The sequence below is a fragment of the Gordonia sp. ABKF26 genome (assembly GCF_041103195.1).
Taxonomy (GTDB): Bacteria; Actinomycetota; Actinomycetes; order Mycobacteriales; family Mycobacteriaceae; genus Gordonia; species Gordonia terrae.
The window spans coordinates 5,229,378-5,253,821 of record NZ_JBGCVZ010000003.1 but is presented as its reverse complement, the minus strand read 5'-3'; the positions used below and the strand labels follow the sequence as shown (position 1 = coordinate 5,253,821).

Below are 24,444 nucleotides of genomic sequence, written 5' to 3'. Positions count from 1 at the left end.
GGGCTAGACGACGGTTCCGGGTGGGTCGACTCTCAGGAACCAGACCGTCGGCCCATCCGTCAGGGTGAACTCGTCGTAGACCCGGCCGCGCCATTTGCGGGCATACACGTCGATCATCTGCGCATCCGCGGTGCTGGCGGTGACCGGCGATCCCGCGTCGAGAGCTTGTCGCAGAACCGGCTCGAGGAGCGCTGCGAGCGTTCCGTGTCGTCGATGGTCCGGGTGGACCAGTGCGAAGACGATGCTGTGTGCGCCGCCGACCGCACGTGCCCGGGACTTCTCCTGCAGTTCGCGGAAGCGAGCGATGAAACCGTCGATGGCGATCACGAAATGGCGCGAGCGCGCCATCAATTCGTCGTCGACGGGTTGGGTGTGGTGGTCGGGGCCGGCGACGGCCATCAGGGCGACCATTTCGCCCTCGGGCGTGAACATTCCCTGCGCCCCCGGCAGGTGGTCGGTGAAGAGAATGTCGCCGTACCAGCGAAACGCCTCGACGGGGGCCGCCTCGCCCAACAGCCAGCGGTACACGGGGACTTCGCGAATCCCGTTTTCGAGGAGATCGAGTGCGCGGTCACGGTCATCGGTGATGAGGGGGCGCACCCGCACGTCGGCCGTCTGCACCTCTGTCATTCCGCCATATCAGCACACGGGTGTGCTTTTCGGGGGTCCATTCGAACTGTCGGACATTGATTGCACGTTTGTTAGACCATCATTTGATAAGGCAAACCATCAATTATCCATATCGGAGGACGTTTCCGTGATCGGTCTGTAACGTCGCCGTCAGGTCGTTCCGCGAGATGAGACGTGCGGCCGAAGACGAGAGATCTCATCACCATCAAGGGAGACGGATATGGCAGGCATTGTCGAGGGCGGTATCGCTGGTGCGATCGGTGGAGCCGTCGAGGCGATTCTCGGCGGTCTCGGAGACGCGGGTTCGATCGGCGGCGGATCGATCGACGGCAGTGATTCCGGGGCCTGATCAGACGGAATACGGTTCAGCGGTTGGTGACGCGCGGCGCCACCAGCCGCTGACCTCTTTCTGGGTCAGATCAAGAACGGCGACAACGCGCAATACGTTGCATTGTCGATGCATCGAGAAAATGTTCGGATTCTGTTTACGTTGATTTCAATCAATGTGTCTTCGGCAGCTCACCTGCGGCAATGCCGGCCCTTCGCCCCTGTTTTCTCGGAGTTCCGGTAATTGATCTCGACGGTAGGGGAGACATTTCCGAAATCGATATGTAACGTCGGCAACGAGCCGACGCACGGGTGAGAGCGGACGGTGATCTACGAACAATCTCACCGATGACGAAGGAGTAGATATGTCAGACGCAATCGAAGGCGGCATCTCCGGCGCTATCGAGGAGATCCTCGGCAATGTGCTCACCGGTTCGCTCGGCAGCGACGACGCCGGCACCGGCGAGTAGCCATTCGGCACAGACTCGGCCACCGCCCCGCGACGAAAGTCGCGGGGCGGTGTGCTGTGTCGGGGTCGTCAGTTGAAGACGACGGTCTTGCGGCCGTGGACCAGGACGCGATCCTCGAGGTGCCAGCGCAGACCACGAGAGAGCACCAGGGTCTCGATGTCCCGACCCTGACGGACCATGTCGGCGACCGAGTCGCTGTGGTCGACACGGATCACGTCCTGCTCGATGATCGGTCCGGCGTCGAGATCTGCTGTGACGTAGTGGCAGGTGGCGCCGATGAGTTTCACACCTCGAGCAAAGGCCTGATGGTAGGGCCGGGCGCCGATGAAGCTGGGCAGGAAGCTGTGATGGATGTTGATGGCCCGGCCGGCCCACGCATCACACAACTGCGGCGGCAGGATCTGCATGAACCGCGCCAGCACCACCGCGTCCGGTTGATAACCGTCCACGATCCGTCCCACCTCGGCGAACGCCTCGGCCTTGCGTTCACCCGCGAACGGCACGTGGTGGAACGGGATGCCGAACCTGGTGGACAGGTCCTCCAGTTCGCGATGGTTGCCGATGACGGCGCGGATGGCGGCAGGGAGTTCACCCCGATGGGCGCGGCCCAGGAGGTCGACGAGGCAATGGCTCTCCTTGCTCACCAGCAGCACCGCGGACTTGGTCTCCCGCGAATCGGTGAGGTGCCAGTCGGTTTCGGGGCCGAGCTCGGCGGCCACCTCGGCCGCGAAGCGCGCACGTAGTTCCGCCGCGGTCGACGACACCGAATCCACGCGGATGGCCTGGCGGGTGAAGAACCAGCCGGTCTCCTCGTCGGAATGGTAGGCGGCCTCGGTGATCCAGCCGCCGACCTCGGTCAGGAAGGTCGAGATCCGGGCCACGATGCCGGTGCGGTCGGGGCAGCCGAGCGTGAGTACATAGCGGTGCTCGGTCTGATCTGTCTGGGTTCGACCTGTCGGGGTCGTCTGTCCGGGGGCCACGACAGTCAGTGTGCCAAGCTCGTCGGTGTGACGAACACGGACCTGCGACGCGGCGACGTCGCCGCCATCATCGACCACACACTGCTGAAGCCCGAGGCGACCCGGGCCGACGCGGAGGCCACGGTGGCCGAGGCGGCGCGGCTCGGGGTGTTCGCCGTCTGCCTGTCACCGTCGATGCTCCCGATCGACACCGGGGAACAGCGGACCTGCGTCGTGGCCGGATTCCCGTCGGGCAAGCATCACTCGCTGGTCAAGGCGGCTGAGGCGCGTCTGGCCGTCGACTCCGGCGCCGACGAGGTCGACATGGTGATCGACGTGGGCGCGGCCGTCGACGGCCGGTTCGACGAGGTGTTCGCCGACGTCCTCACGGTCCGTGAGGCGGTCGGGGACGAGACCCTCCTCAAGGTGATCATCGAGTCGGCGGCGCTGCTGCAGCTCGCCGGACCCGACACCGTCACCGAGGTGTGCCGCCGCGCCGAGCGGGCCGGTGCGTCGATGGTGAAGACCTCGACCGGTTTCCATCCGGCGGGCGGCGCGAGCGTCGAGGCGGTGCAACTGATGCGTGCCGCGGTGAGCGACCGGGTCGGAGTGAAGGCGAGTGGTGGAATCCGGACCGCCGACTTCGCGGCCGAACTCGTCGCCGCAGGCGCAACCCGGCTCGGGTTGTCCGCGTCGGCCGCCGTCCTCGAGGGTTTCCCCGAGTAGGCGGCCGACGGCGGTGCGGATGGTCGGCCGTCAGGCCGGCGCGGCGACCGTGGCGTGCAGGTCCGCCATGACCAGGCTCGCGTTGACCGCTGCGCCGGCCGAGAGTCCCTCGCCCATGGCCACGGTCACCATCGCGTTCAGGGTCGTCGTGTTGCCGGCTGCCCACACACCGGGTAGCGCGGTCTCGCCCATCGGGCCGGTTCCGACCACGCCGCCCATGCCCATCGGACCCTCGGCGAGTTCTCCGCCCAGACGCTCGTAGAGCTCACCCCGGACCACGAACCTCGGCGAGACGACCACCGCGTCGGCGTCGACCAGGGTGCCGTCGGACAGGAGGACGCCGTCGAGGCGGGCCGATCCGTCGTCGTCGCGCGTCCGGACGCGCTCGACGCGGGCATCCACGACGTCGATGCCGGTGACCGCGAGATGCCGCCGGTCATCCGCGGACAGGGCGGTCGGATCGTGCGCGATCACCGTGACCTGCTCGGTGAGCTGGCGGAACATGAGCGCCTGATGTGCGGACATCGGGCTCGTCGCGATCTGGACGATCCGGGTGCCGCGGACCTCGTAACCGTGGCAATACGGACAGTGCAGGACATCGTGCCCCCACAGTTCGGCGACTCCGGGGATCTCCGGGAGTCGGTCGACCAGTCCGGTCGCGAGGATGAGGCGCCGGGCCACCACGACCTCGCCCGACGAGAGGTGCAGCGTGAAGTCGTCGATGGAGCCGGTGGCGTCGACGACGGTGCCCGACCGGATCTCCGCCCCGTATCCCGTCGCCTCCGCGCGGCCACGCGCGAGCAGGTCGAGGGGGGAGATCCCGTCTTGTCCGAGCACGTTGTGGGCTGCCGCTGCCGGCGCGTTGCGCGGTTGCCCCGCATCGATCACCACGACCTTGCGCAGCGAACGCGCCAGTGCTGTTGCGGCACTGAGTCCCGCAGCTCCGCCGCCGACGATCGCGACATCGTATTCGGCTGTGGTCGACGGTGTTTCGGTGGTCACGGAATCGGTCATCGGTCACTCGCTCTCGGGGTGGGGGGTCACGGTCGTGCGCGGGCGGGCGATCCAGAGGAGCCGCCCGGCGGACAGGGTCAGGTCATCCAGACGTTGTGCGTCGGAATCGGATTCGTCGATCAGGTGATCGAGCAGGGCCAGGTCGGCCGAATCGAGGGAGTCGGCCAGCCGGTGCCGGAACTGGGCGAACCAGTGGCGCGCGTAGCGGGCCACCGACCGACTCGGGTCGCTGCGTTCGACTGAAACACTCCGCTCTACGTGGATGGTCTCGAAACGGAGGACGTCGTACCCGGCGTCGTCGAACGTGTCGGTCCAGTCCACGAGCGCCTCCCACCCGGCCCCGGCCGCCGCGGCTCCGCAGCGGTCCTGCAGGCCGCTCAGCTCGGTGTCCTCGTGTGCAGGGACGAAACTCGGGACCCCTGCCATCTCGGTGATCACGACGACCCCGTCCGGTCCGAGCGACGTCGCAGCCTCTCGCAGCAGGCGCTGCGGATCGGCCACGTGGTGCAGCGACATGGCCGCCCACACGACATCGGGCGATCCGAGTGGCGGCAACCCGTCGTCGAGATCGGCGACGACGGCGGTCACCCGATCGTCGAATCCGCCGTCCCGCGCCCGGCGATCGACGAGCGCGACCATGTCGGGCGAGCCGTCGACCGCGACGATCTGCGCGTGCGGGAAGTGGCGGGCGAGTGCCTCGGTCCCGGTCCCGGTGCCTGCGCCCAGATCCGCGATGTGCACCGGCGCGTGCCCCAGCGACTCCGCGATCAGGCGTGCGGCGTCGTCGAGGTGGTCGGCCATGAGTTCGGCGTCGAGGTCGAGGACCGCGGCGAGGCGGGCATGGTCGTGGTGGTCGGCGTGGTTCGCGTGAGCGTGGTGTCCGGTGGCCGGTTGGTGGTGGTGAGTGCTGGACATGACTCCACGGTAGCGGCATCATGCCCCGATGGCATACAGTCTTGCCAATGACGCAAGAACTCGATGTAGTCGTCCGTCAGCGCATCCGCGGGCTCCGGATCGCGCGGGGCTGGACGCTCGATGCCCTCGCCGCCCGGTGCTACTTGTCGCCGTCCACCCTCAGCCGGATCGAGACCGGTCACCGCCGGGTCGCTCTCGACCAGCTCGTGCCGATCGCGCGCGCGCTGGGCACCACCCTGGACCAGTTGGTCGAACCCGCCGACGACACCGACGTCGTCATCCGGCCCCAGCCGCACACGGTGGAGGGGATGACGATGTGGTTGCTCTCCCGCGAGAACGCGCCGCAGGGCGTGACCGTGGCGAAGATGCGCTTCGACCGCGAGCAGCCCGTCGGTGACCTGCGCGTCCATCCCGGTTACGAGTGGTTCACGGTGCTGTCCGGAACAGTGAAGCTGTGGCTGGGCGACCGTACGATCCTGGTACCCGAGGGCGACGCCGCGGAGTTCTCGACGATGATCCCGCACGCGATCTGCGCGTATCAGGGCCCCGCGGAGGTGCTGTCGATGATGGATCACGCCGGTGAGCGCGCCCACCTGCCGTCCGTGCGGACGGGTGCCCGGGCGCGCGACGCCGACGAAACCGGTGCCCCTCAAGCGTGACCCGATCCGCAACCCACCGATGCGAACCGCCGCATCGGTACTGTTGTTGCGGTGATGACTCCTCAGACCTCGGTGAACCGACGCTCCGTGCTCGCCGCGGCCGGGGTCGGTGCGCTCGGGGTCGCGATGGCGGCCTGCGCGGGCTCCGGCCTCGGTCCCGGTGAGGACACCCCGGCCGACCCCTCGGTCCGCCTGACCTTCACCCCGGCACTCGACGGCGAACCGGCCGGCCCGACCGCCGAGTTCTCGGTGAAGGCAACGGACGGATTCCTGAACCCCGACGTGAAGCTGACCAACCCGCGCGGAGTCGTGGTGAAGGGGCAGTTGTCGGACGACCGGACGACCTACACGATCGGCGAACCGCTCGGCTACGGCACCGAATACACCTGGAGCGGAACGGCGGTGGGTGTCGATCGCAAGGTCGTGCCGGTCGCCGGGTCGTTCACCACCCTGACCCCGTCGAGTCAGGTGAACGTCGTCGTCAACATCGGCGACGGGCAGGAGGTCGGCATCGCGGCGCCGATCATCCTGAAGTTCAACGGCACGGTCGAGGACAAAGAGGCCGTCGAGCGTGCGCTGACGGTCACCACCACCCCGCCGACCGAGGGGTCGTGGGCGTGGCTGGGGGAAGACAACGGCTCCCGCGTGCACTGGCGGCCGCGCGAGTACTATGCGCCCGGCACCAAGGTCAGCATGGCGGCCAAGCTGTACGGGCTCGACCACGGTGGCGGAGCCTACGGAGCCGCCGATGTCACCAGCGACTTCTCCATCGGGCGCGCGCAGGTGGTGAAGGCCGAGGAGTCCTCGCACCGGATCGTCGTGCTCCGCGACGGCGCCGAGCTCATGAGCCTGCCGTGCAGCTACGGCGGCGGCGACCTGGACCGGAACGTCACGCGCTCGGGAATCCACGTGGTGACCGAGAAGTACGAGGAGTTCTTCATGAGCAACCCCGCCGCGGGCTACTTCAACATCCGCGAGCGCTGGGCCGTGCGGATCTCCAACAACGGCGAGTTCATCCACGCCAACCCCGAGACCGTGAACGTGCAGGGCTCGGCGAATGTCACCAACGGGTGCATCAACCTGTCCGAGTCCGACGCCGAGCGGTACTTCGGGGTCGCCGTCTACGGCGACCCGGTGGAGGTCACCGGCACCCGGATCGCGTTGTCGGAGGCCGACGGCGACATCTACGACTGGATCTACGACTGGGAGACGTGGCAGGGCATGTCGGCCATCAAGGGCGAGGTCCGCGAGACCTCGGTGCCCGCGACCCCCAGCGGGGCGCCCACCTCGAACGCCCCGGCACCGCGTTAGCGAGCCACACCACTAGCCCGTCTTGATGTTCCGTCGGGCGGAGGCCTGGTCGCGTGGCTTGAGGATGATCTGATCCAGGTTCACGTGCGGCGGGCGGGACGCGACGAACCCGATGACCTCGGCCACGTCCTCGGCGACCAGCGGCGTGAGGCCCTCGTAGACCTTGTCCGCGCGTTCCTGGTCGCCCTCGAAACGGACGAGGGAGAAGTCGGTCTCGACCATGCCCGGGGCGATCTCGGTGAGCCGTACCGGCTTCCCGAGCAGTTCGTAGCGCAGTGTCCGGTGGGTGACACCCTGGGCGTGTTTCGCCGACGTGTACCCCGCGCCGTTGTCGTAGGCCTCGAACGCCGCGATCGAGGTGACCGAGACGATCAGGCCGTCCCCGGAGGCGATGAGAGCGGGAAGCAGTGCCTTGGTGACCCGCAGACTGCCCAGCACGTTGGTCTCCCACATCCAGCGCCAGTCGTCGAGATCGGCGGTCGACACCGGGTCCAGGCCCTTCGCGCCACCGGCGTTGTTCACGAGCACGTTCACCGTGTCGAGTCCGGCGACGAACGCGGCCACGGAGTCCTCGTCGGTGACGTCGAGTTGTCGTCCGGTGCCCCCGATCTCGTCGGCCAGAGCCGTCACCCGATCGAGCCGCCGGGCGCCGAGTACCACGTGATAGCCCTGCGTGGCGAGCTGACGCGCGGTGGCCGCGCCGATCCCCGAACTCGCGCCGGTGACCACGGCGATCGGTCGGTTGTCCGTCGACTGGGAGGCGGTGTCGGTGCTCATGGGCTCAACTTTACGGTCACCGCTGCTACATTCTTCGCATGCGTGGGGGAGTGATCCCGGCGGCGCTGCAACTGACCTCCACCCCGGCGGCGGCGGTCCTGCACGCGATCCGGGTCGGCGGACCGGTGACCCGGGATCAGCTGGCCGCGACGACGGGTCTGTCGCCGGCCACCATCAACCGTCAGGTGCACGCGCTGGCCGCGCACGGTCTCGTCGTCGAACGCCCCGATCTGGTCGTGCCGAAATCCATTGGCCGACCGAAGAATCCGCTGACCATCGATCGTGACTCGTTGTGTGTCGCCGGCATGCACATCGGCGCCCGGCGGACCGTGCTCGCCATTGCCGACCTCGGCGGGCGAACGTTGCACAGCCACGCCGTGCTGACGCCGACGGAGGACCAGGAAGCCGCCATACGGCACCTCAGCGCACTGCTCGCCGAACTCGCCGCGCGGTTCAGCGGGCGCCGGCTGCTGTGGGGCGGGGTAGCCGTCGGCGGTGCGGTCGACGCCGAGACCGGGGTGGTGAACCATCGGGTCCTGGGCTGGCATCAACTCGGCGTGGGCGCAACACTTGCCGACCATCTCGGCACCCCGGTATCGGTGTGCGAGCACGTCGAGGCGATGGCCGCCGCTGAGCTGCTCCTGTCGCATCCACGGGACGACGGTGGGTCCGGTCTTTTCTTCTACGCCCGTGAAACAGCGGGAATGGCAATGACTCTCGACGGCCGGGTGCATGTGCCCGAACGCGGGGCGGGCACCATCGCCCATCTGCCGGTGACGGCGCCGGTGCTGGCCCCCGGGCTCACCCGGGTCCGGTTGCAGAACGTCATCGGCGACGACGCCGCCGAGGCCGCGGCGCGTCGCCTCGCCATCAGTCCCACGTCGGCCCGGATCGTCGACGAGCGGGCCCGCGTTCTCGGTGAGTCGGTCGCGCTCATCCGGGACGTGATCAATCCCGATGCCATCGTCGTCGCGGGCGATGCGTTCGCTGCGCACCCCCATGGGCTCGCCCCGGTACAGGCAGCCTTCGACGAGGCGACGACGCTCACCTGGCCGCTGGAGATCGCGCCGTCGAGATTCGGTGTGCGCGTGCAGGAGAGCGCGGCGGTCGTGGTGGCGCTCAGCGTCATCTACGCGGACCCGGTCGCGGCCATGGCGACGCTGTAGCGGGTCCCAGGCCGCCTGCCGCTGCCGTCGTCGCGCACATCCCCTACGGTGAGTCCATGACGCTGCCCCGCGATGTGTCCGCACGGCTCGAGGTGCGGGTCGACGACCCCACCGAACTGGAGATGCAGATCACCGTCGCCCGAGTGCCCGGACTCCACCTGGAGGAGGAACTCAAGCTCGAGTTCGACGGACGGTCGGTGACCCCGGAGGAGATCATCGGCCCGCACGGTTCCCGGATCCACCGCCTGCAACTCGAGCGGGGCGTCCTGACCATCGACTACTGGGCGTCGGTGCTGACACCCGCCGATCCGCTGCCCGTCGACATCGCCGATCGCTCGACATACCTGCGCCCCAGCCGATATGCCGAGTGCGACAAATTCTTCGGGTTCGCCGCGGGGCAGTTCGACTCGTCGCTGCCCGACGGTGAGATCCTGAGACAGGTCACCGAATACGTGTCGGATCGGCTCAGCTACATCCCGGGGACCTCCGATCCCATCGACGGTGCCGCCGACACATTGCTCGCCGGTGCCGGTGTGTGCCGCGACTACGCGCATCTGGTCGTCGCACTCCTGCGGGCACTCAACATCCCCGCGCGTCTCGTCGCGGTGTACGCGCCGGGATGTTCGCCGATGGACTTCCACGCCGTCGCCGAGGCGATCGTGGACGGCGAGTGGGTGGTCGTCGACGCGACCGGACTCGCTCCGCGGCAGAGCATCGTGCGGATCTCGACCGGCCGCGATGCCGCCGACACCGCATTCCTCGACAACCATCGCGGTTCGATCAACCTCAACTCCTACGAGGTGACGGCAACGGTGCGCGGCGAGCTCCCGATCGACGACGGGATCGCACGCGTCCGGATAGGCTGAGCCGCGTGCACGCGCTCACCTGCCCGGTCTGCAATGCGCTGTCGGGCTTCGACCGTCAGACGTGCCCGGACTGCGGGACGACCGTCGGCGTCCACCTGCCGTCGCGGTCGCTGTACGTGGTCGGCGAGGACGGGGTCGAGATCGACGGCCCCGGCGCCGGGAGCGGAGCGAGCGGGCCGAACAAGCAACGGTGGGTTCGGTGCTCGCTGTGGGATCGCACGCGGTGTAATTGGCTGACACCGGCCGAGGTCGCCGATGACAGCATCGGCCTGCGGGGGCGGTGCTTTCCGGAGTCCCTGATCCGCCGTCAGCCCGACGCCGAGGACACCATCGCACTCGAGAAGCTCGCGTCGGCATCCTTCGATCTGCGGCTGCTGGTGTATCAGCTCGTCGATCTGGGTCTACCGGTGGAACCGTTCTGGCGCACCGACGGTGGTCTGGCGTTCGACCTCCTGTCGAGCCAGACGCTCGGCCGGCCGGTGATGATCGGCCACGCGGGTGGTGTGGTGACCATCGACCTCGCCGAGACCCAGGACGCGTATCGCGAGCGGCTCCGGGTCGATCTCGGCGAGCAGTACCGCACCATGCTCGGTCACTTCCGGCACGAGACGGGACACTACTTCGAACACGTGCTCGTCGAGACCGGACCGGGAGCGGACCGCTATCTCGATCGGTGCCGGAACCTGTTCGGCGACGAGCGCGTGAGCTACGCCGATGCGATCACGCGGCACTACCGGTTCGGGGCACCCGAGAACTGGCACGAGTCGTTCATCTCCGAGTACGCCACGATGCACCCGTGGGAGGACTTCGCCGAGTGTTTCGCGCATTACCTGCACATCACCGGAACCATCGACACCGCACGGGAATCCGGACTCAACCTCGATGCCCAGCAGGTCCGGTTCACGATGGAGCGTGACATCGTGCCGCTCCGGTCGTATGCCGACGAGCCGATCGAACGGTTGCTCTACGACTGGAAGTGGTTGTCGCTCATGTTGAATCGGGTGAACGTGGCGATGGGCCGCCGGCCGCTGTACCCCTTCACCATCCCCGAGCCGGTCGTGCGCAAACTCGGTTTCGTGCACGAGGTGATCCGCGAGAGTGCCCGCCGGGCGGTGACGACGGACCCGCTCGTCGCGGCGCCGGCCCAGGAGGGCGTCGCTCCCTAGCCGACCGACGCCGTGCGCGCCCGCTGTTCGGCCACGAACGCGAGAACTGTTGCCACGTCGTCGGTGTCGGCGATGCGGAACTCCGCGGCGGTGTCGCCCTCGCCGACCTTGATGCCGATGTCGCCGTCCTCCGGTCGGAGGTGGGCGAAGGCCTTCTCGTCGGTGACGTCGTCACCGAGGTAGATGACCGCGTCGGCGCCGATCCGGTCGCGCAGGGTGTCGAGCGCATGCCCCTTGCTGGTCTCGATCACCGCGAGTTCGAGAACGGCCTTTCCCTCGGTGGTGTGCACACCGGGCCAGGAGGCCGGACCGGTCCGGACACGGTCGAGTGCCGCGACGGCGTCGGCCTCCGACGCGTTGCGCACGTGCAACACGGTGCTGGCCGGTTTGACCTCGACCGTGCTGCCCGGGAAATCGGCGGCGATCGACGACAACTCGTCGATCAACCGGTTCAGCAGGGCACGGGCATCATCGGTGATCTCGACCGCGAACCCGGACTCGAACTCGCTGCCGTGGCTGCCGACCAGTACCACCGGGGCGTCGAGGCCGGACAGCGCAGCGAGCACGGCGCGCTCGCGACCGGACACGACGGCGACGACGGTGTCGGGCAGTGCGGCCGCAGCGACGAGAGCGTCGATCGACGCGGGGTCGGGGACGGCGTCCTCGGGACGCGCGACGATCGGTGAGACACATCCGTCGTAGTCGCTGGCCAGGAGCAGCACCCCCACGCCGGCGGCCCGCGTCAGCGCCTCGGTGAGCTCTTCGGGAATCCCGTTGTCGCTCATTCCGCTTCGTCCACCAGATGAACACCCCGGTTGGGTGACAGCTCGGTGTCGGAGTCGGCGCCGAGGGTGCGGAGGAAGCTCTCCGCCCACTTCGCGACATCGTGTGCGAGGACCTGTCTCCGCAGTGCGCGCATCCGCCGCCTGCCCTCGTGTTCGCTCTGTTCGACGGCGGCCTCGATCGCGTCTTTCACGCCGTCGAGGTCATACGGGTTGGCCTGATAGGCCGAGCGCAGTTCGGCTGCGGCACCGGTGAATTCGCTGAGTACGAGCGCGCCGCCGAGATCGCCCCGGCAGGCGACGTACTCCTTGGCGACGAGATTCATGCCGTCGCGCAGGGGAGTGACCAGCATGACGTCGGCCGCCACGAAGAAGGCGAGGAGTTCCTCGCGGGGGACCGGACGGTGCAGGTACTGCACCACGGGATGTCCCACGGTCGCGTACGTGCCGTTGATGTTCCCGACGAGCTGCTCGATCCCGGCGCGCATCTGCTTGTAGCTGTCGACGCGTTCCCGGCTCGGCGTCGCGAGTTGCAGCATCACCGTGTCGGCGGGGTCGAGGCGCTTCTCGGCCAGCAGCTCCGAGATGGCCTTGAGCCGGACGTCGATGCCCTTGGTGTAGTCGAGCCGGTCGACGCCGAGCATGATCGTCTTCGGATTGCCCAGTTCGCGGCGGATCTCGGCGGCCCGTTCCCGGATCTTGCGGGTCTTGGACTGGGCGTCGAGCTCGCCGGACTCGATCGAGATGGGGAACGCGCCGACGCGCACGGTCCGGAACCCGACCTGCACCACGCCGAAACGCGAGCGCACGCCGACCGTGCCCTTGCTCGTCGCCTGACCGGCGAGGCGCCGGGCCAGAAAGAGGAAGTTCTGCGCCCCGCCCGGCAGATGGAAGCCGATGAGGTCGGCGCCGAGGAGGCCCTCGACGATCTCGGTCCGCCACGGCATCTGCATGAACAGTTCGACCGGCGGGAACGGGATGTGCAGGAAGAAGCCGATCTTCACATCGGGTCGGAGCATCCGCAGCATCTTGGGCACCAGCTGGAGCTGGTAGTCCTGCACCCAGACGACCGCGCCCTCGCCGGCGGCCTTCGACGCCGCCTCGGCGAACCGCCGGTTGACCTCGACGTAGGCGTTCCACCATTCGCGGTGGTACTCGGGTTTGACGATGACGTCGTGGTAGAGCGGCCACAGCGTGGCGTTGGAGAAGCCCTCGTAGTACTCGGCGATCTCCTGCGTCGAGAGCGGGACCGCGTGGATGTCGATGCCCTCGATGTCGGGGTTGTCGTCGGAGTCGGGAATCCCCGACCATCCGACCCATGCCCCGGTGTTGGCGCGCAGGATCGGCTCGAGCGCGGTCACGAGTCCCCCCGGACTCCGCTTCCAATTGACGGTGCCGTCGGGAAGGACCTCTTTGTCGACGGGCAGACGGTTCGCGACGACGACGAACTCCGCCCCGTCGTGGATGTTCCGGTCGGTCCCGGTCACGCCGTCGGCGTCGGGGTGGGTTTCTCCTGCTCGCGGAGCCACCTGGTCAGGCGTTCTCGCCCGGCGCGATCCCCAGCATGGCGAACAGCATCCGGCATTCGTCGGCGTCGGTCGCGTACGCGGCGACGACGCGGCGCGCCGAGTTGGCGGTCTCGTCGGCCACGGGTTCCAGTTCTTCGTCGGCGATGTCGGTCGTCTTCGCGGGCATGTGAGTCCCCTCGTTGTGCGGCATGGTGTGCGTTCGGCGCGCGATGTCAGCCGGCGCGGCGGTGCGGCGTCCCCGGACTCCTGGTGATGCCACGCTGCCGTCCGAGGACACGCCCGACTACGTATTCTACCCGGGCGTCGCGGGGGTTCACGGTCACCCGCCTCGCGTCAGAGTCGCGGCGTCGGTGGTCGCCGGCGGTTCGGTCGGCCCCGGCGGGCGTTGGCGTGCGCCTGACGGGCCTCGCGATCCTCGCGTAGCGCGATCCGGCGGCGGAGTCGCCAGTCCGGCCGGGGAGGCAGCTGGGGACGACGCAGCGACCGGGCGACGAACTCGCCCAGCGTGACTCCCGCAGCGAGAGCGCAGCCGATGGCCAGCGCGTTCGCGATCCAGGTGAAGCCGTCGAGCGTCTGATCGCCGAGGATGCCGTAGAGACCGCGATACACCGCGAGACCCGGTAGCAGCGGGGTGATGCCGGCCACCGCCACGACGAGCGGCGGCGTCAGTGCACGGCGCGCCAGCAGGCCGCCGATCAGGCCGACGAACGCCGCCGCGAGGCCGTTGGCGATGACGTCGCCGATGTCGGTGAAGGTCGATGCGGCCGCCACGGCGGTGCCGATGAAGCCGCCGAGGAACGCCACCCCGAGCGCGCGCGTCTCGGCGTAGCTGGCCAGCGCATAGGCACAGGCGGCCACCGCGCCGGCGACCACCCGGATGGGGAGTTCGACGACCTCGAAGCTGGTCGTCGTGGTGATGGTCGGGAGGTAGATGCCTCCCGCCTCCAGGATTCGGATCGCGACGCCGACGCCGGCGATGATTCCGCCGGTCATCAGCAGCAACTCGAAGAAGCGGGCCACCCCGGTGATGGGCGCGCCGGTGATCGCGTCCTGTACCGAGCCGACCAGCGACAGCCCGGACAGCAGGACGACGATGCCGGCCGCGATGACCTGCGAGGGCGCGATCTGGACACCGAGCCGTTCGGCCGCGGCGAAGACGAGGGCGGCGGGGACGACGGCCACGAACCCGCCGAGGACCTGCTGGAAGAAGACGGGGGTCCCGATGCGGTTGAGGCGGCGGTTGATGCTGACCGTCACCACGGTGGTCGCGAAGGCCAGCGCGGCGACGAGATACTGGCCACCGAGCAGCACCGCGATGCCCGACGCCATGATCCCCCAGGCGGTCGTGGCCAGCCAGTGCGGATACGGGTGCGGCGCGGTGATGATCTCGTCGACCATCTGGTGCGCCGTGGACGGACTGATGAACGAATCGCGGATCCGACGGACGAGCCGGTCGACCTGCGCGAGTCGCGTGAAGTCCATCGAGCGGTAGTAGACCTGCTCCATCGTCGTGATGGGCGGGAGCGTCGCGCCGCGCCGGGCGCTCACCACGATCGTGTTGTAGGTGACGTCGACGTCCACGTCCTCGAGACCGTAGACGCCGGCGACGAACTTGATCTGGGTCTGGGTGTCGATGGCCCCGGTGCCCGAGTCGAGCAGCACCGCACCGATCTTCGTGGCGAGGTCGAGGACCTCGGTGATGGCCGCGACGTCGAACGGTTCGATCGGCTTGCGCGGCGACACCATGATGCTGCCGGGTTCGATGGTGTCGATCGTCGCCTGCCGGCTGCCGCTGAGCCGACGCAGGACACGGCCGATCTGTTCGCGCACGCAAGGCCTCCTCGGGTCGATGGTGGAGTGCTCGCGGGGTAACCGACACCCGGCCGGTTCAACCCTGACAGGAGACTGGATACACCTCCACCGTCCGGGCAGCACGGGCAGGGTCGGTGCAGGAGTCGGCAGCGGTGGTGGCCGGGGCCGCTCGTCTACGATCGCGGCATGTCCTCCGTGCAGATCAACGGTCCCCGAGACGGTCACACCCGCAGCGCCACGGTGAGTCCCGGAAGTCTCGTCTTCACCGCCGGCGCGGCGCCCATCGACGCCGACGGCGCGACCGTCGCTCCCGGGAACGTTCGCGAACAGGCCGTGCAGTGCATGAAGAATCTCGAGGCCGCACTGGTCGAGTCCGGCGCCACACTGCGCGACGTCGCCAAGATCACCGTCTTCGTCGCCGAGCACCTGCAGGCCGATCTGGTGGTCGCGTGGGACGCGGTGACCGAGGCCTTCGGCGACCACAAGCCGGCAGGCAGCCTGCTGGGCGTCTCGGTCCTCGCCTACGACGAACAGCTGGTGGAGATCGAGGCGGTCGCCGCGATCCGGGGCTGATCCGGCGGCCCGGGCCGGCCGGGTGCCGGTGAACCGGATGGCGGTCCGGCGGATATACTCGCTCGCGCGCCTCCTTAGCTCAGTGGTAGAGCACTCGCCTTGTAAGCGAGCGGTCGACGGTTCGAACCCGTCAGGGGGCTCGAGTCGCCCTCGTCCGGGCCGTCTCGGAGTCCAAGGACCCATTCGGCCGGGACGCGGGTGATCATTTCGATCCGCTTCGCCAGCGCGACGACGTCGCGCGGCCGCTGACGATCAGTCTCCCATCCGGCGAGCGATCCTGGCTTTACTCCGAGCGCGTCAGCGAATCCCCGCTGGTCCATCCCTGAAACCGCCCGCGTTTTGCGGATGCGGTCACCCAATGTCCACGTCGGAAAGACGTGTTCCCCGTGGTGTGCGTCTGCAGTCATGAACAAAGCATGGCATACGCAGGCAAACCGGGGCAATACTCAATTTCTGTGATTCACATTGCCTGCCGTCGTTGACATCACCTGCCGCAGCATGCTTGGTTTAGACCCATGCAAACAAAGCATGCTGCGGACGACAGGCTCAGTGTAGGTGAAGCCGCCGGCCTCATCGGAATCTCTGTCGACACGCTGAAACGCTGGGAACGAGCCGGTCGGATCTCTTCGACCCGCACTCCCACCGGGCACCGCCGCTTCCGTCGCTCCGACGTCGAGGCACTCCTCACCGATCGGGCGGAATCGGCATGAGCCCCACTGAGCGCGCATCCGCGCTCCGCTCCACATAAGACCCCCGTCGTCCGGCCGTGTTCGATGGGGAAGGCCGGGCGGCGGGATTTCCACCCTCAGAAGGGAATCCAGCCCAATGTTGTTCGATTTCGTGTTCCGCCATCTCGGATTCTGCATCGTCACCGCGTTCTTCGTCGGCGCAGGAATCCTCATCCTGGTCGACCTCTCCCGCTCCGCAATCGACGTCGACGCCCACGCGATGACTGTCCACAAGGGCGAGATCGTCGACCCCCAGGCGGTGCGGCGATGAGTACCAACGCCCACAAGCTCTACCAAGGCCAGACCAAGACACTCGAGCAGCGGGTCGAGCAGTACAACGAAGCCGCCGCCGATCTGGGCAAAACCTTCGACCAGCTCTCCGCGATGGGTGAGCCGTCGATGAAGGAACTGTGCCTTGCCCTGGGGAGCGCACTCGTCCAGTCGAACGTCCTGATCGCCCGGATGATCTCTGTTGGCCACGCCGAGGACGGCCTAATGACCATCGCCGCCGAGGCCGGCTACCTCACCGACAACCGTCACCCGGGTAGGCAGGTCGACTCCGATATCGACCTGGGCGAGCTGACCGACGAGACCCGACTTCTCATCCAGGAGGAGGGCATCACGGTCGATCCCGGAGCGCTCGCCGGCCTCACGGTCTCACTCGACTGCGGCAATGGCGTCGCGAAACACCTCAGCGCGAAAGGGTCCGACGACCTCGGTCGCGCACTCATCGCCGCCGCAGCGGCATCCCGGCACGGAGAGCGGGTGGACCAGTGAGCAACACGATGAACTACCGCGGCGACTGCACCGAGTTCGACCCGGAACAGATCGTCGGCCCCGACCTGCACGGCGCCTACTACCGAATCGTCGAAGCCGACTACGACCGCTCCGCCGACATGACGAAGCGCACGTTCCAGCCGATCCCGCCAAGCGAACTGTTCGGCGGCCAGCGATGAGCGCCGGCGCGGTCGAACTGATCCGCAGCATCCGCCAGCAACAGCCCGACCTGAGCGTGATCATGTCGATCCAGCCCCACCCCGAGGGCGGGGTCGTCACCGCCGTCACCGTCCTCGGCCTGCCGAGCAATCGATACCCCGTGACGCGTGAGGGCGACTACGGCGACGAGTACATGCTGTCGGTCCATGGCCCGGACCAGCGGGACCCGAAAGCGTCGCTGTCGGTCACCCGCTACCACGACGACAACGTCGTCGCCGCGTTGCAGACCGCCCTGGACTACATCGTCGCCCGGTCAGGGTCGGCGCAGTGACCTCGGCGTCGCGCTACGACAGCGCCAACATCCCGGCGAACATCGCCGACACCCCGACCTCGGAGCAGATCGCGAAGCGGCGGGAGGCCATCGGTCGCGCGATCGAGCAGCTCGGCGACGCGTGCGCCCGCAAGGGCGTCGACTTCGCGATCGTCCAGACCTCGCTCGTCGGGAAGCCCGCCCGCCGCATCTCGATCACCAACCAGCGCACCGGCGAACGCATCTCCGTCCACGGTGAACTCCTCGACGTCATCGACACCGCCCGGGACCGGTTGAACCGAGAGGACTGGGACCGATGAACGACACGGCCACACTCCTCGACACCCTCGATCAGCGCTGCGACGACGACCAGTTGATCTGCGGATTCGTCATCTCGCGGATGCGTTCCAACGATGAACCCCTCCCGCTGCCGCAATACCGGGTGAGTGTCATCGCCACCCGCGGCGAGATCACTGAAACCGCCGACACCCTCGCTGCCGCGGTCACCGCCGCCATCGGCCGGATGGAACGGGGGACCTGGAAATGGTGAACATCGCGACCCGCGTGATCCTGCGCGGACCGAAGGCGACTCTCGACGACGTCGCTGCGTTCGTCGCCGAGGCGCGCCACCGCGGCGTCTCGGGTGACGCCACAGTCCAGTTCCGCGGTGCGACCGGGCTCGGCGCGTTCGCCGCGTTCTCCGTCGACGTCCCTGCTCGCCCTCCCGCTGACCGCGGTGACGAGGACGTTCATAGCGTCGCGGTCGCCTGCGACTCAGGCTGCGGCCGCGAGGTGACGCTCACCTTCGCCGCCCCGAGCCCGGACGCAGCCGCCGAGGCCGCGATCGAGCGACTCACCGCTGACGACGGCTGGTCAGTGCTCGACGGAAACCATTGCCGAGCCTGCTCGCTACTACGCGCTGGATGGTCGGCAGCGCCTGGCCCCGACCAGGACGGCCACGAGATGAGCACGGAATCCGCAGGGGGAGAGTCGTGACCTCCGCCGTCGGATCTCGGATCCGCACCAAGTTCCTCGAGTCGGCGGAAGCTCTGCCCTGCCCCGAGGGCTGGTCGTGGACGGTCGTCGACTACGCCGCCTATCACCGGGCGTGCCAGGACGGCATCCCCACCCTGCACCTCGAGTACGGGTGCGACGACGACGTCGAATTCGTGTACCTCGTCGGCCGGCACGACCTCGCGACGGAGGTGGCGCCGTGAGCCTCGCCGACATCGACCGCAAGCAATGGGGAACCGACGAGCGCCGCGCCCAACGCGCGGAACGTCGCGGCGCCCCGCACCCCGACGACGTCATGCCCGACGTCGACCGCAACCGGCACCTGCGGATCGCCAACGGGCGCCCCGCATTCGAGCTCGCCGACCTGCCGCCCAGCAAACAGCACGGCATCCCGGCAGTCCGCGAAGAACTGATCTCGTTCTGCCGCCAGAACCCCGGCCGATGGGTTCGGTACAACGCCGCCGGAGCCGAGGACTCCACCCCAACGGCGCTCCGCCACCAGGTGCGACGCGCCACCGGTGGATTCACCCGCGGGTTCGAAGCGGCGCTACGCCAGGCCGGCGCCGACACCCCGAACCTCTACGTGCGGTACGTCCCGACTGACGGCGGTGACCGGCGGTGAACTCGATCAACTCGACGGTGTTCGTGCCCGGCCACAACCAGTTGAAGCGGTGCCGCGGCTGCTCAGAACTCATCTTCTTCGCCGTCACCCGCGACGGCCGGTCGATCCCGGTCGACCACAAACCCGCCGCGGACGGGAACCTCGCGGTCGCGCCGCTGCAGGACGGCGAGAAGCAGCCCCGCGCGACCGTCGTCACCCCCGGACAGGCCGCCGGGATGCGCGCCGCCGGCGTCCCGGTGTTCTCCCCGCACTGGGCTCGGTGCCCGAAAGCCGACGAATTCCGGAAACGTGCCCGCGCGCGCGGCGCCCGCCAGAAAGGACGGCCCCGATGACCTTCGGCCGAGTCCGCTACGAGGACATCGACAACCGCACCCAGGAGGCCCGCGCCGTGCAAGTCGGCGGCGACGTCCTTCGAGACGGTCGCTGGGTCGTCATCCACAAGGACGACGGCACCCGGACCGAGATCCCCGAAACGAACGTCATCTCCATCGACTACCCGAAAGGCGACGACCAGTGAACACCACCGCCGCAGACCAGCCCACCGCCGAGCGCAGCCAGTTCGCCGAGCGCGACAACTTCCGCGACCTCACCCCGTACGAGGAAGCGATCCTCCACGGCATGACGAAGCCCGCCTACTTCCCGGGCCGTGGCTACTTCATGGTGCAGGGCGTCTATCAGGGGTACGCCGACGATCGCGTGATCACCCACCGCGACGGCACCGTTGAGGTGATCCCGGACCCGCGGATCGCCCGCACCGAACGACGCCGCGCGCGGAACAAGGCGGGCCGGAAGTCGCGCCGCATCAACCGGATTCGGGCACGACGATGAGTGTCCGCGTGGAGATCATCACCCAGGCATCTGTCGACATCGCCGCAGGAGAAACCCGCCCAGCAATCCCGCTGTGCAGCGAACGCCGCACCACCCTGGTCGATCACCCGTCGGTGAACGACCTCTACACCGGGTGCCGCGGCCACGACGCGGTCGTCACCGTAGAAACCGAACTCGGCGCCGTCGAGGGACTCATCTTCGCCCTGCCGTTCACCGCCCTCTCCGAGTACGTCGACCAGGTGCGCGACGGCGACCTCGACGGCTTCGAGGACGCCCTCAACCACCTGCTGCCCCGGGGCCGGTCCCGCAAGTACATCGACGCCTACACCCTCGGCCAGGTCGAAGCCCGGGGGAGGGCCGAGTGATGACCGAACCCCGCACCCTCGCTGACGTCGTCGAACGCGTCGTCACCCTCGCCCAATACGACCCCGACGCCTGCGCGATCGTGTCACCGGCGTACGGCAACAAGGCACCCCACATCCTCGACGGCAAGGCGAACACCATGATCGCCGGCGTCCTGGAGCTCGGCGCCGCACTCGAACGTGGCCTGTCGTGGAACGTCGCACCCGCGTCGACGCTGCTGCGATCACTCAACCACCGGTGGGCCACCCCCGCGGACGTCGCCCGCGCCGACTGGCTCGACCGCGTCGCCGAAGCCGAACAGTCCGGCGCCACACGCCTCGCCTCGATCCGCGCCGCAGGGGAGGTGCCCCGATGACCACGTACGCATTCGTCGACACCGAGACGACCGGCCTCGACCGTGGCGCCGAGGTCTGGGAGTTCGCCGCGATCATCCGATACAGCGACGACACCGAGCACACCGTCCACATCCACATCGACCACAACTTCGAGCACGCCGCCACTCTCGACGAGAAGTTCCGCGTCGACCACGATGCCCGGTTCGGCGCCGCGACCGACATGTACGTCTACACCCGCGCCGGTGCCGCCAGCATCATCCACGCCGCTCTCGCGGGTACGCACATCGTGGGCGTCAACCCCGCGTTCGACGCCAAGATGCTCGAGCGGCTCCTCGACGTGGCGGACCTGCAGCCGTCGTGGCACTACCGCGTGATCGACCTCAGCGCGATGACGCTCGGATACCGCCTCGCGCAACGCCAGGCCGACGGATACGAGAACCTCCCCGTCGACATCCCGTGGCGCTCCGACGACCTCGCCGGCCAGGTGATGCCCATGGTGACCCCCGACGGCGACCCGATGTACCCGCGGCACACCGCCCTCGGTGACGCGCGCTGGTGCCGCGACTGGTGGGACGCCCTCACCACCCTGCGCGAGGAGGAGTACTGATGACCGCGATCGAGGTGAAGAACCCGCCCGCCCCCGGCACCCCGGAGTGGCAGCGCGTCGTGTCTCCGTCGAAGATCCCCGCGCTGCTCGGTGTGTCCCGGTTTCGCTCGCAGTACACGGTGTGGCACGAGATGGCCGGCCTGGTCGAGCCGGAGCCGATCGCCGCGGCGAGGCAGGACGACTTCGACTACGGGCATGCGTGCGAGCTCGCTGCCCGCGAGTACTGGCTGTTCAAGAATCCCGGGTGGCGGCTGTCTCGCGGCGAGGTCGCCTACCGCAACGACACTCTGCCGTTCCCGAACCTCGCGACCCTCGACCTGCGGGCGTCGCGCGGCCGCACCCGCAAGGTCGTCGAGGTGAAAACCGCACGCGACAAGGAGGAGTGGGGCGACGACGGCTCTGGTGAGGTGCCGGCCGACTACGCCGCTCAGGTGATCGCGCAGCAGCACATCACCGGGTGGACGTCCGAACCGGCCGACATCGTCGTGTGGTTCCAGTTCGGCATGCCGAAGATCTACCACGTCGACTACGAACCCCGGCTCGCTGCAGCGATGTTCGCGCGCATCGGAGCGATGTGGCCGTCGATCGTCGCGCAGACCCCGCCCCCGGACCTGGACGACTCGGTGTCGACGTACGAGACGGTCAAGGCGATGCACCCCGACATCGACGGGACGACCGCGGTCCTCGACCCGGCCCTCGCGCGTGACTTCCTCACCGCCGACGCCGACCTCAAGTCGATCACCAAGCGGCACCGCGGACTCAAGACACGAGTCCTCGACGCCATGGGCAACGCGCAGCACGCCGTCGCCGGCCACCCCGAACAGAAGATCGCCCGCCGCCAGCCCGGACAGCGTGGCTCCGTCTCGCTCTACCCGATCACCAAGACCGACCCCGACAGCATCACCACGAAGGAGAGCACCGCAGCATGAGCAGCACCGAAATCGCCACCAAGCAGGGCGCGATCGCCACACAGCCCACCTCCGAACTCGCCATCGCCCCCGGCCAGTCCGAGTTCACCGAAGCGCAGGTCGCCGCCCTCGCCCAGCTCGGCGTGCAGGACGCCTCGCCCGGGGACCTGCAGGTGTTCTTCCACCAGGCCAAGAGCACCGGCCTCGACCCGTTCAAGAAGCAGATCTACATGATCGGCCGCAAGACGAAGACCGGCGGCTACCGCGGGGAACCCGAACGGTGGGAAACGAAGTGGACCATCCAGGTCGGCATCGACGGATACCGGCTCGGCGGCCGCCGCGTCGTCAACGCCCTCGGCATCAAGCTCGACCAGGACGGCCCGTACTGGCACAACGGCACCGACTGGGTCGACGTGTGGCTCGACACAAAGAACCCCCCGCAGGCCGCGAAGTTCGTCATCATCCGCGACGGCGAGCGGCATACCGGCATCGCGAACTACTCCGAGTACGTCCAGACAAACCGCGACGGGTCACCGAACTCGATGTGGAAGAAGATGCCGGCCAACCAGCTCGCCAAGTGCGCCGAGGCCGCCGCCTGGCGCCACGCGTTCCCCGACACATTCTCCGGGGTGGTGTTCGAGGACGCGGCCCACCACACGGTGATCGACTCCGAGGTCGTCGATGAGGCACCGAAGAAGGAAGGCGGCCGTGGCGCCGCCGGACTCGCTGCAGCGCTCGGCGTCACCGACGAGGACGCCTCGGAATCGACTTCGAAACCGGAATCCGAGCAGGTAGTCGACGCGGAAACCGAACCCGCGCCGACGTCGCCCAACTCTCCGACTGCCGAGCAGGGCCAACGCGTCAACGAACTGTTCACCCGCGCAGGACTCACCGCCGACGACGGCACCGGCCGCGGGATCGTCGTCGCCGCGCTCCTGCCCGACCGTGATCCCTCCGCGGCGCTCACCGCGGACCAGGCCGATCACGTGATTGCCACCCTCGAGCAACTCGTTACCGAGGGAGAGAACTCCGGAACCGGAGACCAGGTGCTCATCGACACCGTCGAGAGCCTCATCACCGAGCACGACACGGAAGGACCTGCCAAATGACCACCACCGAACTCTCACCGAACGCCGCGCAGTTCGCCGCCACCGCCCAGGCGCCGAAGAAGAAGGCGCGCCCCGACCGCGACCTCGTCGTCTACTCGACGAAGTCCGGGAAGTGGCACTGGAAACTCATGTCACCCAACGGGAAGCTCGTGCAGGCTCGTTCCGGCCCGGACGGCTACAAACGGCGCGACGACGCCACCACCACCGCCGGCCGCCGGCTCCTCGCCACCATCGCCGACACGGCGGTCCGCCTCGTTGTCCACAAGGCCGACGGCACCATCGACGACCGCGGACTCATCTCGTGAGCTCCGAGCAGCACGTCGCCGACGCGAAGACGGCACTCGCCGACGCGAAGGCTGCGGGCGCCGGCGCCGCGGCGGGTTATCACCTCGTCGTCGCGCAGACCTCCTACGCGATCCTCGCGCTCGTCGACGCCCTCAGCAACGTGTCGCTGCCGAACTCGAACTACACCATCCACCACCGCCCGGAAGGAACGCCCAACCATGGCCCTCGCTTCTGAACCGCCACCCGAACTTCCCTCCACCACCGCAGGTCTCGACCCGGACAGTGACGGGCAGTACATCAAGATCCGCGTCAACGGGCTGAAACTCGACAACCCACCCGCCAAGGGCGAAGCCGTCACCCTCATCGTCAAGGGCACGTGCCACGAGATCCACGACAAGACGATGAAGGACGGCGAGGACAAGGTCGTCCACTACATCGACGCCGACTCGGTGTACGAGCGCGGCAAGGTCCCGATAGTCGACGAAGGACCGAAGGGTCTGTTCGACTTCGTCTCCGACCAACGGCTCTGGGAGACGGCGAAAGACGCCGCATTCGAACGCGGCGAAGTCCTCGACGACGTCGTCACCGGCTGGCTCCGCGACTACATCAACGCCGAACCCGCCGACGGCGAGAACCAGGGCGACGACGTCGACACGAAAACCGACGGCGGCCAGGTCATCCGCCCCGCGTTCTCCGACCAGAAGAAGGACGACTGAC

Annotated in this window: 38 protein-coding genes, 1 tRNA gene and 1 pseudogene; 30 read left to right on the top strand and 10 right to left on the bottom strand. The window is 68.2% G+C overall.

The window, feature by feature from the left end; all coding sequences use genetic code 11:
* Positions 1–3 precede the first annotated feature (3 nt).
* Positions 4–630 carry a hypothetical protein gene (locus tag AB4Z55_RS24385; RefSeq protein ID WP_004022764.1) on the bottom strand — a complete coding sequence of 209 codons (627 nt, stop codon included), beginning with the start codon at positions 628–630 and terminating at the stop codon, positions 4–6.
* Between the two features lie 220 nt (positions 631–850).
* Between AB4Z55_RS24385 and AB4Z55_RS24380 the strand changes: the two genes are divergently transcribed.
* Positions 851–979, top strand: a complete 129-nt coding sequence (locus AB4Z55_RS24380) for a hypothetical protein (protein ID WP_255220192.1) — start codon at positions 851–853, stop codon at positions 977–979.
* Between the two features lie 516 nt (positions 980–1,495).
* Here the strand turns inward: AB4Z55_RS24380 and purU are convergent.
* The gene (purU, locus tag AB4Z55_RS24375) at positions 1,496–2,407 is read right to left on the bottom strand and encodes a formyltetrahydrofolate deformylase (RefSeq protein ID WP_369520805.1); all 912 of its coding nucleotides are present in this window, start codon (positions 2,405–2,407) and stop codon (positions 1,496–1,498) included.
* Positions 2,408–2,434: 27 nt separating this feature from the next.
* Between purU and deoC the strand changes: the two genes are divergently transcribed.
* Positions 2,435–3,112, top strand: coding sequence for a deoxyribose-phosphate aldolase (gene deoC, locus AB4Z55_RS24370; protein WP_033205849.1), 678 nt, complete (start codon positions 2,435–2,437; stop codon positions 3,110–3,112).
* A 30-nt stretch (positions 3,113–3,142) separates the two neighbouring features.
* Here the strand turns inward: deoC and AB4Z55_RS24365 are convergent, their stop codons facing one another.
* Both AB4Z55_RS24365 and AB4Z55_RS24360 read right to left on the bottom strand, forming a co-directional pair.
* Positions 3,143–4,126: an NAD(P)/FAD-dependent oxidoreductase gene (locus AB4Z55_RS24365; RefSeq protein WP_239403384.1), complete on the bottom strand. Its 984-nt coding sequence runs from the start codon at positions 4,124–4,126 to the stop codon at positions 3,143–3,145.
* Between the two features lie 3 nt (positions 4,127–4,129).
* Positions 4,130–5,041 carry a class I SAM-dependent methyltransferase gene (locus AB4Z55_RS24360; RefSeq protein ID WP_354563350.1) on the bottom strand — a complete coding sequence of 304 codons (912 nt, stop codon included), beginning with the start codon at positions 5,039–5,041 and terminating at the stop codon, positions 4,130–4,132.
* A 47-nt stretch (positions 5,042–5,088) separates the two neighbouring features.
* Between AB4Z55_RS24360 and AB4Z55_RS24355 the strand changes: the two genes are divergently transcribed.
* A complete protein-coding gene (locus tag AB4Z55_RS24355) occupies positions 5,089–5,700 on the top strand; it encodes an XRE family transcriptional regulator (protein WP_354563352.1) in 612 nt (203 codons plus the stop codon).
* A 54-nt stretch (positions 5,701–5,754) separates the two neighbouring features.
* Complete coding sequence (locus tag AB4Z55_RS24350; protein WP_354563375.1) at positions 5,755–7,011, top strand: Ig-like domain-containing protein; 1,257 nt, start codon at positions 5,755–5,757, stop codon at positions 7,009–7,011.
* Between the two features lie 12 nt (positions 7,012–7,023).
* Here AB4Z55_RS24350 and AB4Z55_RS24345 read toward each other — a convergent pair whose 3' ends face one another.
* Complete coding sequence (locus tag AB4Z55_RS24345) at positions 7,024–7,788, bottom strand: SDR family NAD(P)-dependent oxidoreductase (protein ID WP_369520804.1); 765 nt, start codon at positions 7,786–7,788, stop codon at positions 7,024–7,026.
* A 38-nt stretch (positions 7,789–7,826) separates the two neighbouring features.
* On the opposite strand from AB4Z55_RS24345, the gene AB4Z55_RS24340 reads away from it, so the two are divergent.
* The 3 genes from AB4Z55_RS24340 to AB4Z55_RS24330 are packed head-to-tail and all read left to right on the top strand — an operon-like array spanning position 7,827 to position 10,986.
* Positions 7,827–8,954 (top strand): ROK family protein, encoded by a 1,128-nt coding sequence (locus AB4Z55_RS24340; RefSeq protein ID WP_369520803.1) that lies wholly within the window; start codon positions 7,827–7,829, stop codon positions 8,952–8,954.
* Between the two features lie 56 nt (positions 8,955–9,010).
* A complete protein-coding gene (locus AB4Z55_RS24335) occupies positions 9,011–9,820 on the top strand; it encodes a transglutaminase family protein (RefSeq protein ID WP_239403379.1) in 810 nt (269 codons plus the stop codon).
* Positions 9,821–9,825: 5 nt separating this feature from the next.
* Positions 9,826–10,986, top strand: a complete 1,161-nt coding sequence (locus tag AB4Z55_RS24330; protein WP_354563357.1) for a putative zinc-binding metallopeptidase — start codon at positions 9,826–9,828, stop codon at positions 10,984–10,986.
* Here the strand turns inward: AB4Z55_RS24330 and otsB are convergent.
* The 4 genes from otsB to AB4Z55_RS24310 form a co-directional block, all read right to left on the bottom strand.
* Entirely contained in the window at positions 10,983–11,771 is a 789-nt protein-coding gene (otsB, locus tag AB4Z55_RS24325) for a trehalose-phosphatase (RefSeq protein ID WP_354563359.1), read from the bottom strand. The genes AB4Z55_RS24330 and otsB overlap by 4 nt on opposite strands.
* Entirely contained in the window at positions 11,768–13,255 is a 1,488-nt protein-coding gene (locus AB4Z55_RS24320; protein WP_369521056.1) for a trehalose-6-phosphate synthase, read from the bottom strand. Before AB4Z55_RS24320 ends, otsB begins: the two co-directional genes overlap by 4 nt.
* Positions 13,256–13,301: 46 nt before the next feature.
* The gene (locus AB4Z55_RS24315; protein WP_010842782.1) at positions 13,302–13,463 is read right to left on the bottom strand and encodes a hypothetical protein; all 162 of its coding nucleotides are present in this window, start codon (positions 13,461–13,463) and stop codon (positions 13,302–13,304) included.
* Positions 13,464–13,630: 167 nt separating this feature from the next.
* Positions 13,631–15,127 (bottom strand): threonine/serine exporter ThrE family protein, encoded by a 1,497-nt coding sequence (locus tag AB4Z55_RS24310; protein ID WP_010842781.1) that lies wholly within the window; start codon positions 15,125–15,127, stop codon positions 13,631–13,633.
* 168 nt (positions 15,128–15,295) lie between these two features.
* On the opposite strand from AB4Z55_RS24310, the gene AB4Z55_RS24305 reads away from it, so the two are divergent.
* Both AB4Z55_RS24305 and AB4Z55_RS24300 read left to right on the top strand, forming a co-directional pair.
* A complete protein-coding gene (locus AB4Z55_RS24305; RefSeq protein ID WP_064569118.1) occupies positions 15,296–15,682 on the top strand; it encodes a RidA family protein in 387 nt (128 codons plus the stop codon).
* A 68-nt stretch (positions 15,683–15,750) separates the two neighbouring features.
* Positions 15,751–15,822 (top strand) — tRNA-Thr (locus AB4Z55_RS24300).
* Between the two features lie 90 nt (positions 15,823–15,912).
* Here the strand turns inward: AB4Z55_RS24300 and AB4Z55_RS24295 are convergent.
* Positions 15,913–16,089: pseudogene (locus AB4Z55_RS24295) on the bottom strand (helix-turn-helix domain-containing protein); the annotation flags it as partial.
* 108 nt (positions 16,090–16,197) lie between these two features.
* Between AB4Z55_RS24295 and AB4Z55_RS24290 the strand changes: the two are divergent.
* The 21 genes from AB4Z55_RS24290 (at position 16,198) to AB4Z55_RS24190 (ending at position 24,443) form a co-directional block, all read left to right on the top strand.
* Positions 16,198–16,392, top strand: a complete 195-nt coding sequence (locus AB4Z55_RS24290; protein WP_074851633.1) for a helix-turn-helix domain-containing protein — start codon at positions 16,198–16,200, stop codon at positions 16,390–16,392.
* Positions 16,393–16,507: 115 nt separating this feature from the next.
* Positions 16,508–16,681 (top strand): hypothetical protein, encoded by a 174-nt coding sequence (locus tag AB4Z55_RS24285; protein WP_369520802.1) that lies wholly within the window; start codon positions 16,508–16,510, stop codon positions 16,679–16,681.
* Positions 16,678–17,187, top strand: coding sequence for a hypothetical protein (locus AB4Z55_RS24280; protein ID WP_369520801.1), 510 nt, complete (start codon positions 16,678–16,680; stop codon positions 17,185–17,187). The genes AB4Z55_RS24285 and AB4Z55_RS24280 overlap by 4 nt, the downstream gene beginning before the upstream one ends.
* Positions 17,184–17,366 (top strand): hypothetical protein, encoded by a 183-nt coding sequence (locus AB4Z55_RS24275; protein ID WP_369520800.1) that lies wholly within the window; start codon positions 17,184–17,186, stop codon positions 17,364–17,366. The genes AB4Z55_RS24280 and AB4Z55_RS24275 overlap by 4 nt, the downstream gene beginning before the upstream one ends.
* On the top strand, positions 17,363–17,677 hold the full coding sequence (locus tag AB4Z55_RS24270) for a hypothetical protein (RefSeq protein WP_074851629.1): 315 nt from the start codon (positions 17,363–17,365) through the stop codon (positions 17,675–17,677). The genes AB4Z55_RS24275 and AB4Z55_RS24270 overlap by 4 nt, the downstream gene beginning before the upstream one ends.
* Positions 17,674–17,976, top strand: coding sequence for a hypothetical protein (locus AB4Z55_RS24265; protein WP_369520799.1), 303 nt, complete (start codon positions 17,674–17,676; stop codon positions 17,974–17,976). Before AB4Z55_RS24270 ends, AB4Z55_RS24265 begins: the two co-directional genes overlap by 4 nt.
* The gene (locus tag AB4Z55_RS24260; RefSeq protein WP_369520798.1) at positions 17,973–18,206 is read left to right on the top strand and encodes a hypothetical protein; all 234 of its coding nucleotides are present in this window, start codon (positions 17,973–17,975) and stop codon (positions 18,204–18,206) included. The genes AB4Z55_RS24265 and AB4Z55_RS24260 overlap by 4 nt, the downstream gene beginning before the upstream one ends.
* A complete protein-coding gene (locus tag AB4Z55_RS24255; protein WP_369520797.1) occupies positions 18,200–18,652 on the top strand; it encodes a hypothetical protein in 453 nt (150 codons plus the stop codon). Before AB4Z55_RS24260 ends, AB4Z55_RS24255 begins: the two co-directional genes overlap by 7 nt.
* Complete coding sequence (locus AB4Z55_RS24250; protein ID WP_369520796.1) at positions 18,649–18,873, top strand: hypothetical protein; 225 nt, start codon at positions 18,649–18,651, stop codon at positions 18,871–18,873. Before AB4Z55_RS24255 ends, AB4Z55_RS24250 begins: the two co-directional genes overlap by 4 nt.
* Positions 18,870–19,292 (top strand): hypothetical protein, encoded by a 423-nt coding sequence (locus AB4Z55_RS24245; protein WP_369520795.1) that lies wholly within the window; start codon positions 18,870–18,872, stop codon positions 19,290–19,292. The genes AB4Z55_RS24250 and AB4Z55_RS24245 overlap by 4 nt, the downstream gene beginning before the upstream one ends.
* Positions 19,289–19,624: a hypothetical protein gene (locus AB4Z55_RS24240; RefSeq protein ID WP_369520794.1), complete on the top strand. Its 336-nt coding sequence runs from the start codon at positions 19,289–19,291 to the stop codon at positions 19,622–19,624. Before AB4Z55_RS24245 ends, AB4Z55_RS24240 begins: the two co-directional genes overlap by 4 nt.
* Positions 19,621–19,809 (top strand): hypothetical protein, encoded by a 189-nt coding sequence (locus AB4Z55_RS24235; RefSeq protein WP_369520793.1) that lies wholly within the window; start codon positions 19,621–19,623, stop codon positions 19,807–19,809. The genes AB4Z55_RS24240 and AB4Z55_RS24235 overlap by 4 nt, the downstream gene beginning before the upstream one ends.
* The gene (locus AB4Z55_RS24230) at positions 19,806–20,120 is read left to right on the top strand and encodes a hypothetical protein (protein WP_369520792.1); all 315 of its coding nucleotides are present in this window, start codon (positions 19,806–19,808) and stop codon (positions 20,118–20,120) included. The genes AB4Z55_RS24235 and AB4Z55_RS24230 overlap by 4 nt, the downstream gene beginning before the upstream one ends.
* Positions 20,117–20,485, top strand: coding sequence for a hypothetical protein (locus AB4Z55_RS24225; protein ID WP_369520791.1), 369 nt, complete (start codon positions 20,117–20,119; stop codon positions 20,483–20,485). The genes AB4Z55_RS24230 and AB4Z55_RS24225 overlap by 4 nt, the downstream gene beginning before the upstream one ends.
* Entirely contained in the window at positions 20,485–20,838 is a 354-nt protein-coding gene (locus AB4Z55_RS24220) for a hypothetical protein (protein WP_369520790.1), read from the top strand. Before AB4Z55_RS24225 ends, AB4Z55_RS24220 begins: the two co-directional genes overlap by 1 nt.
* Entirely contained in the window at positions 20,835–21,425 is a 591-nt protein-coding gene (locus AB4Z55_RS24215; protein WP_369520789.1) for a hypothetical protein, read from the top strand. Before AB4Z55_RS24220 ends, AB4Z55_RS24215 begins: the two co-directional genes overlap by 4 nt.
* Positions 21,425–22,354, top strand: coding sequence for a YqaJ viral recombinase family protein (locus tag AB4Z55_RS24210; protein WP_369520788.1), 930 nt, complete (start codon positions 21,425–21,427; stop codon positions 22,352–22,354). The genes AB4Z55_RS24215 and AB4Z55_RS24210 overlap by 1 nt, the downstream gene beginning before the upstream one ends.
* The gene (locus AB4Z55_RS24205; protein ID WP_369520787.1) at positions 22,351–23,442 is read left to right on the top strand and encodes a recombinase RecT; all 1,092 of its coding nucleotides are present in this window, start codon (positions 22,351–22,353) and stop codon (positions 23,440–23,442) included. The genes AB4Z55_RS24210 and AB4Z55_RS24205 overlap by 4 nt, the downstream gene beginning before the upstream one ends.
* Positions 23,439–23,747, top strand: a complete 309-nt coding sequence (locus AB4Z55_RS24200; RefSeq protein WP_369520786.1) for a hypothetical protein — start codon at positions 23,439–23,441, stop codon at positions 23,745–23,747. The genes AB4Z55_RS24205 and AB4Z55_RS24200 overlap by 4 nt, the downstream gene beginning before the upstream one ends.
* Positions 23,744–23,962, top strand: coding sequence for a hypothetical protein (locus tag AB4Z55_RS24195; protein WP_369520785.1), 219 nt, complete (start codon positions 23,744–23,746; stop codon positions 23,960–23,962). The genes AB4Z55_RS24200 and AB4Z55_RS24195 overlap by 4 nt, the downstream gene beginning before the upstream one ends.
* The gene (locus tag AB4Z55_RS24190) at positions 23,946–24,443 is read left to right on the top strand and encodes a hypothetical protein (protein WP_369520784.1); all 498 of its coding nucleotides are present in this window, start codon (positions 23,946–23,948) and stop codon (positions 24,441–24,443) included. Before AB4Z55_RS24195 ends, AB4Z55_RS24190 begins: the two co-directional genes overlap by 17 nt.
* Position 24,444: the final 1 nt, after the last annotated feature.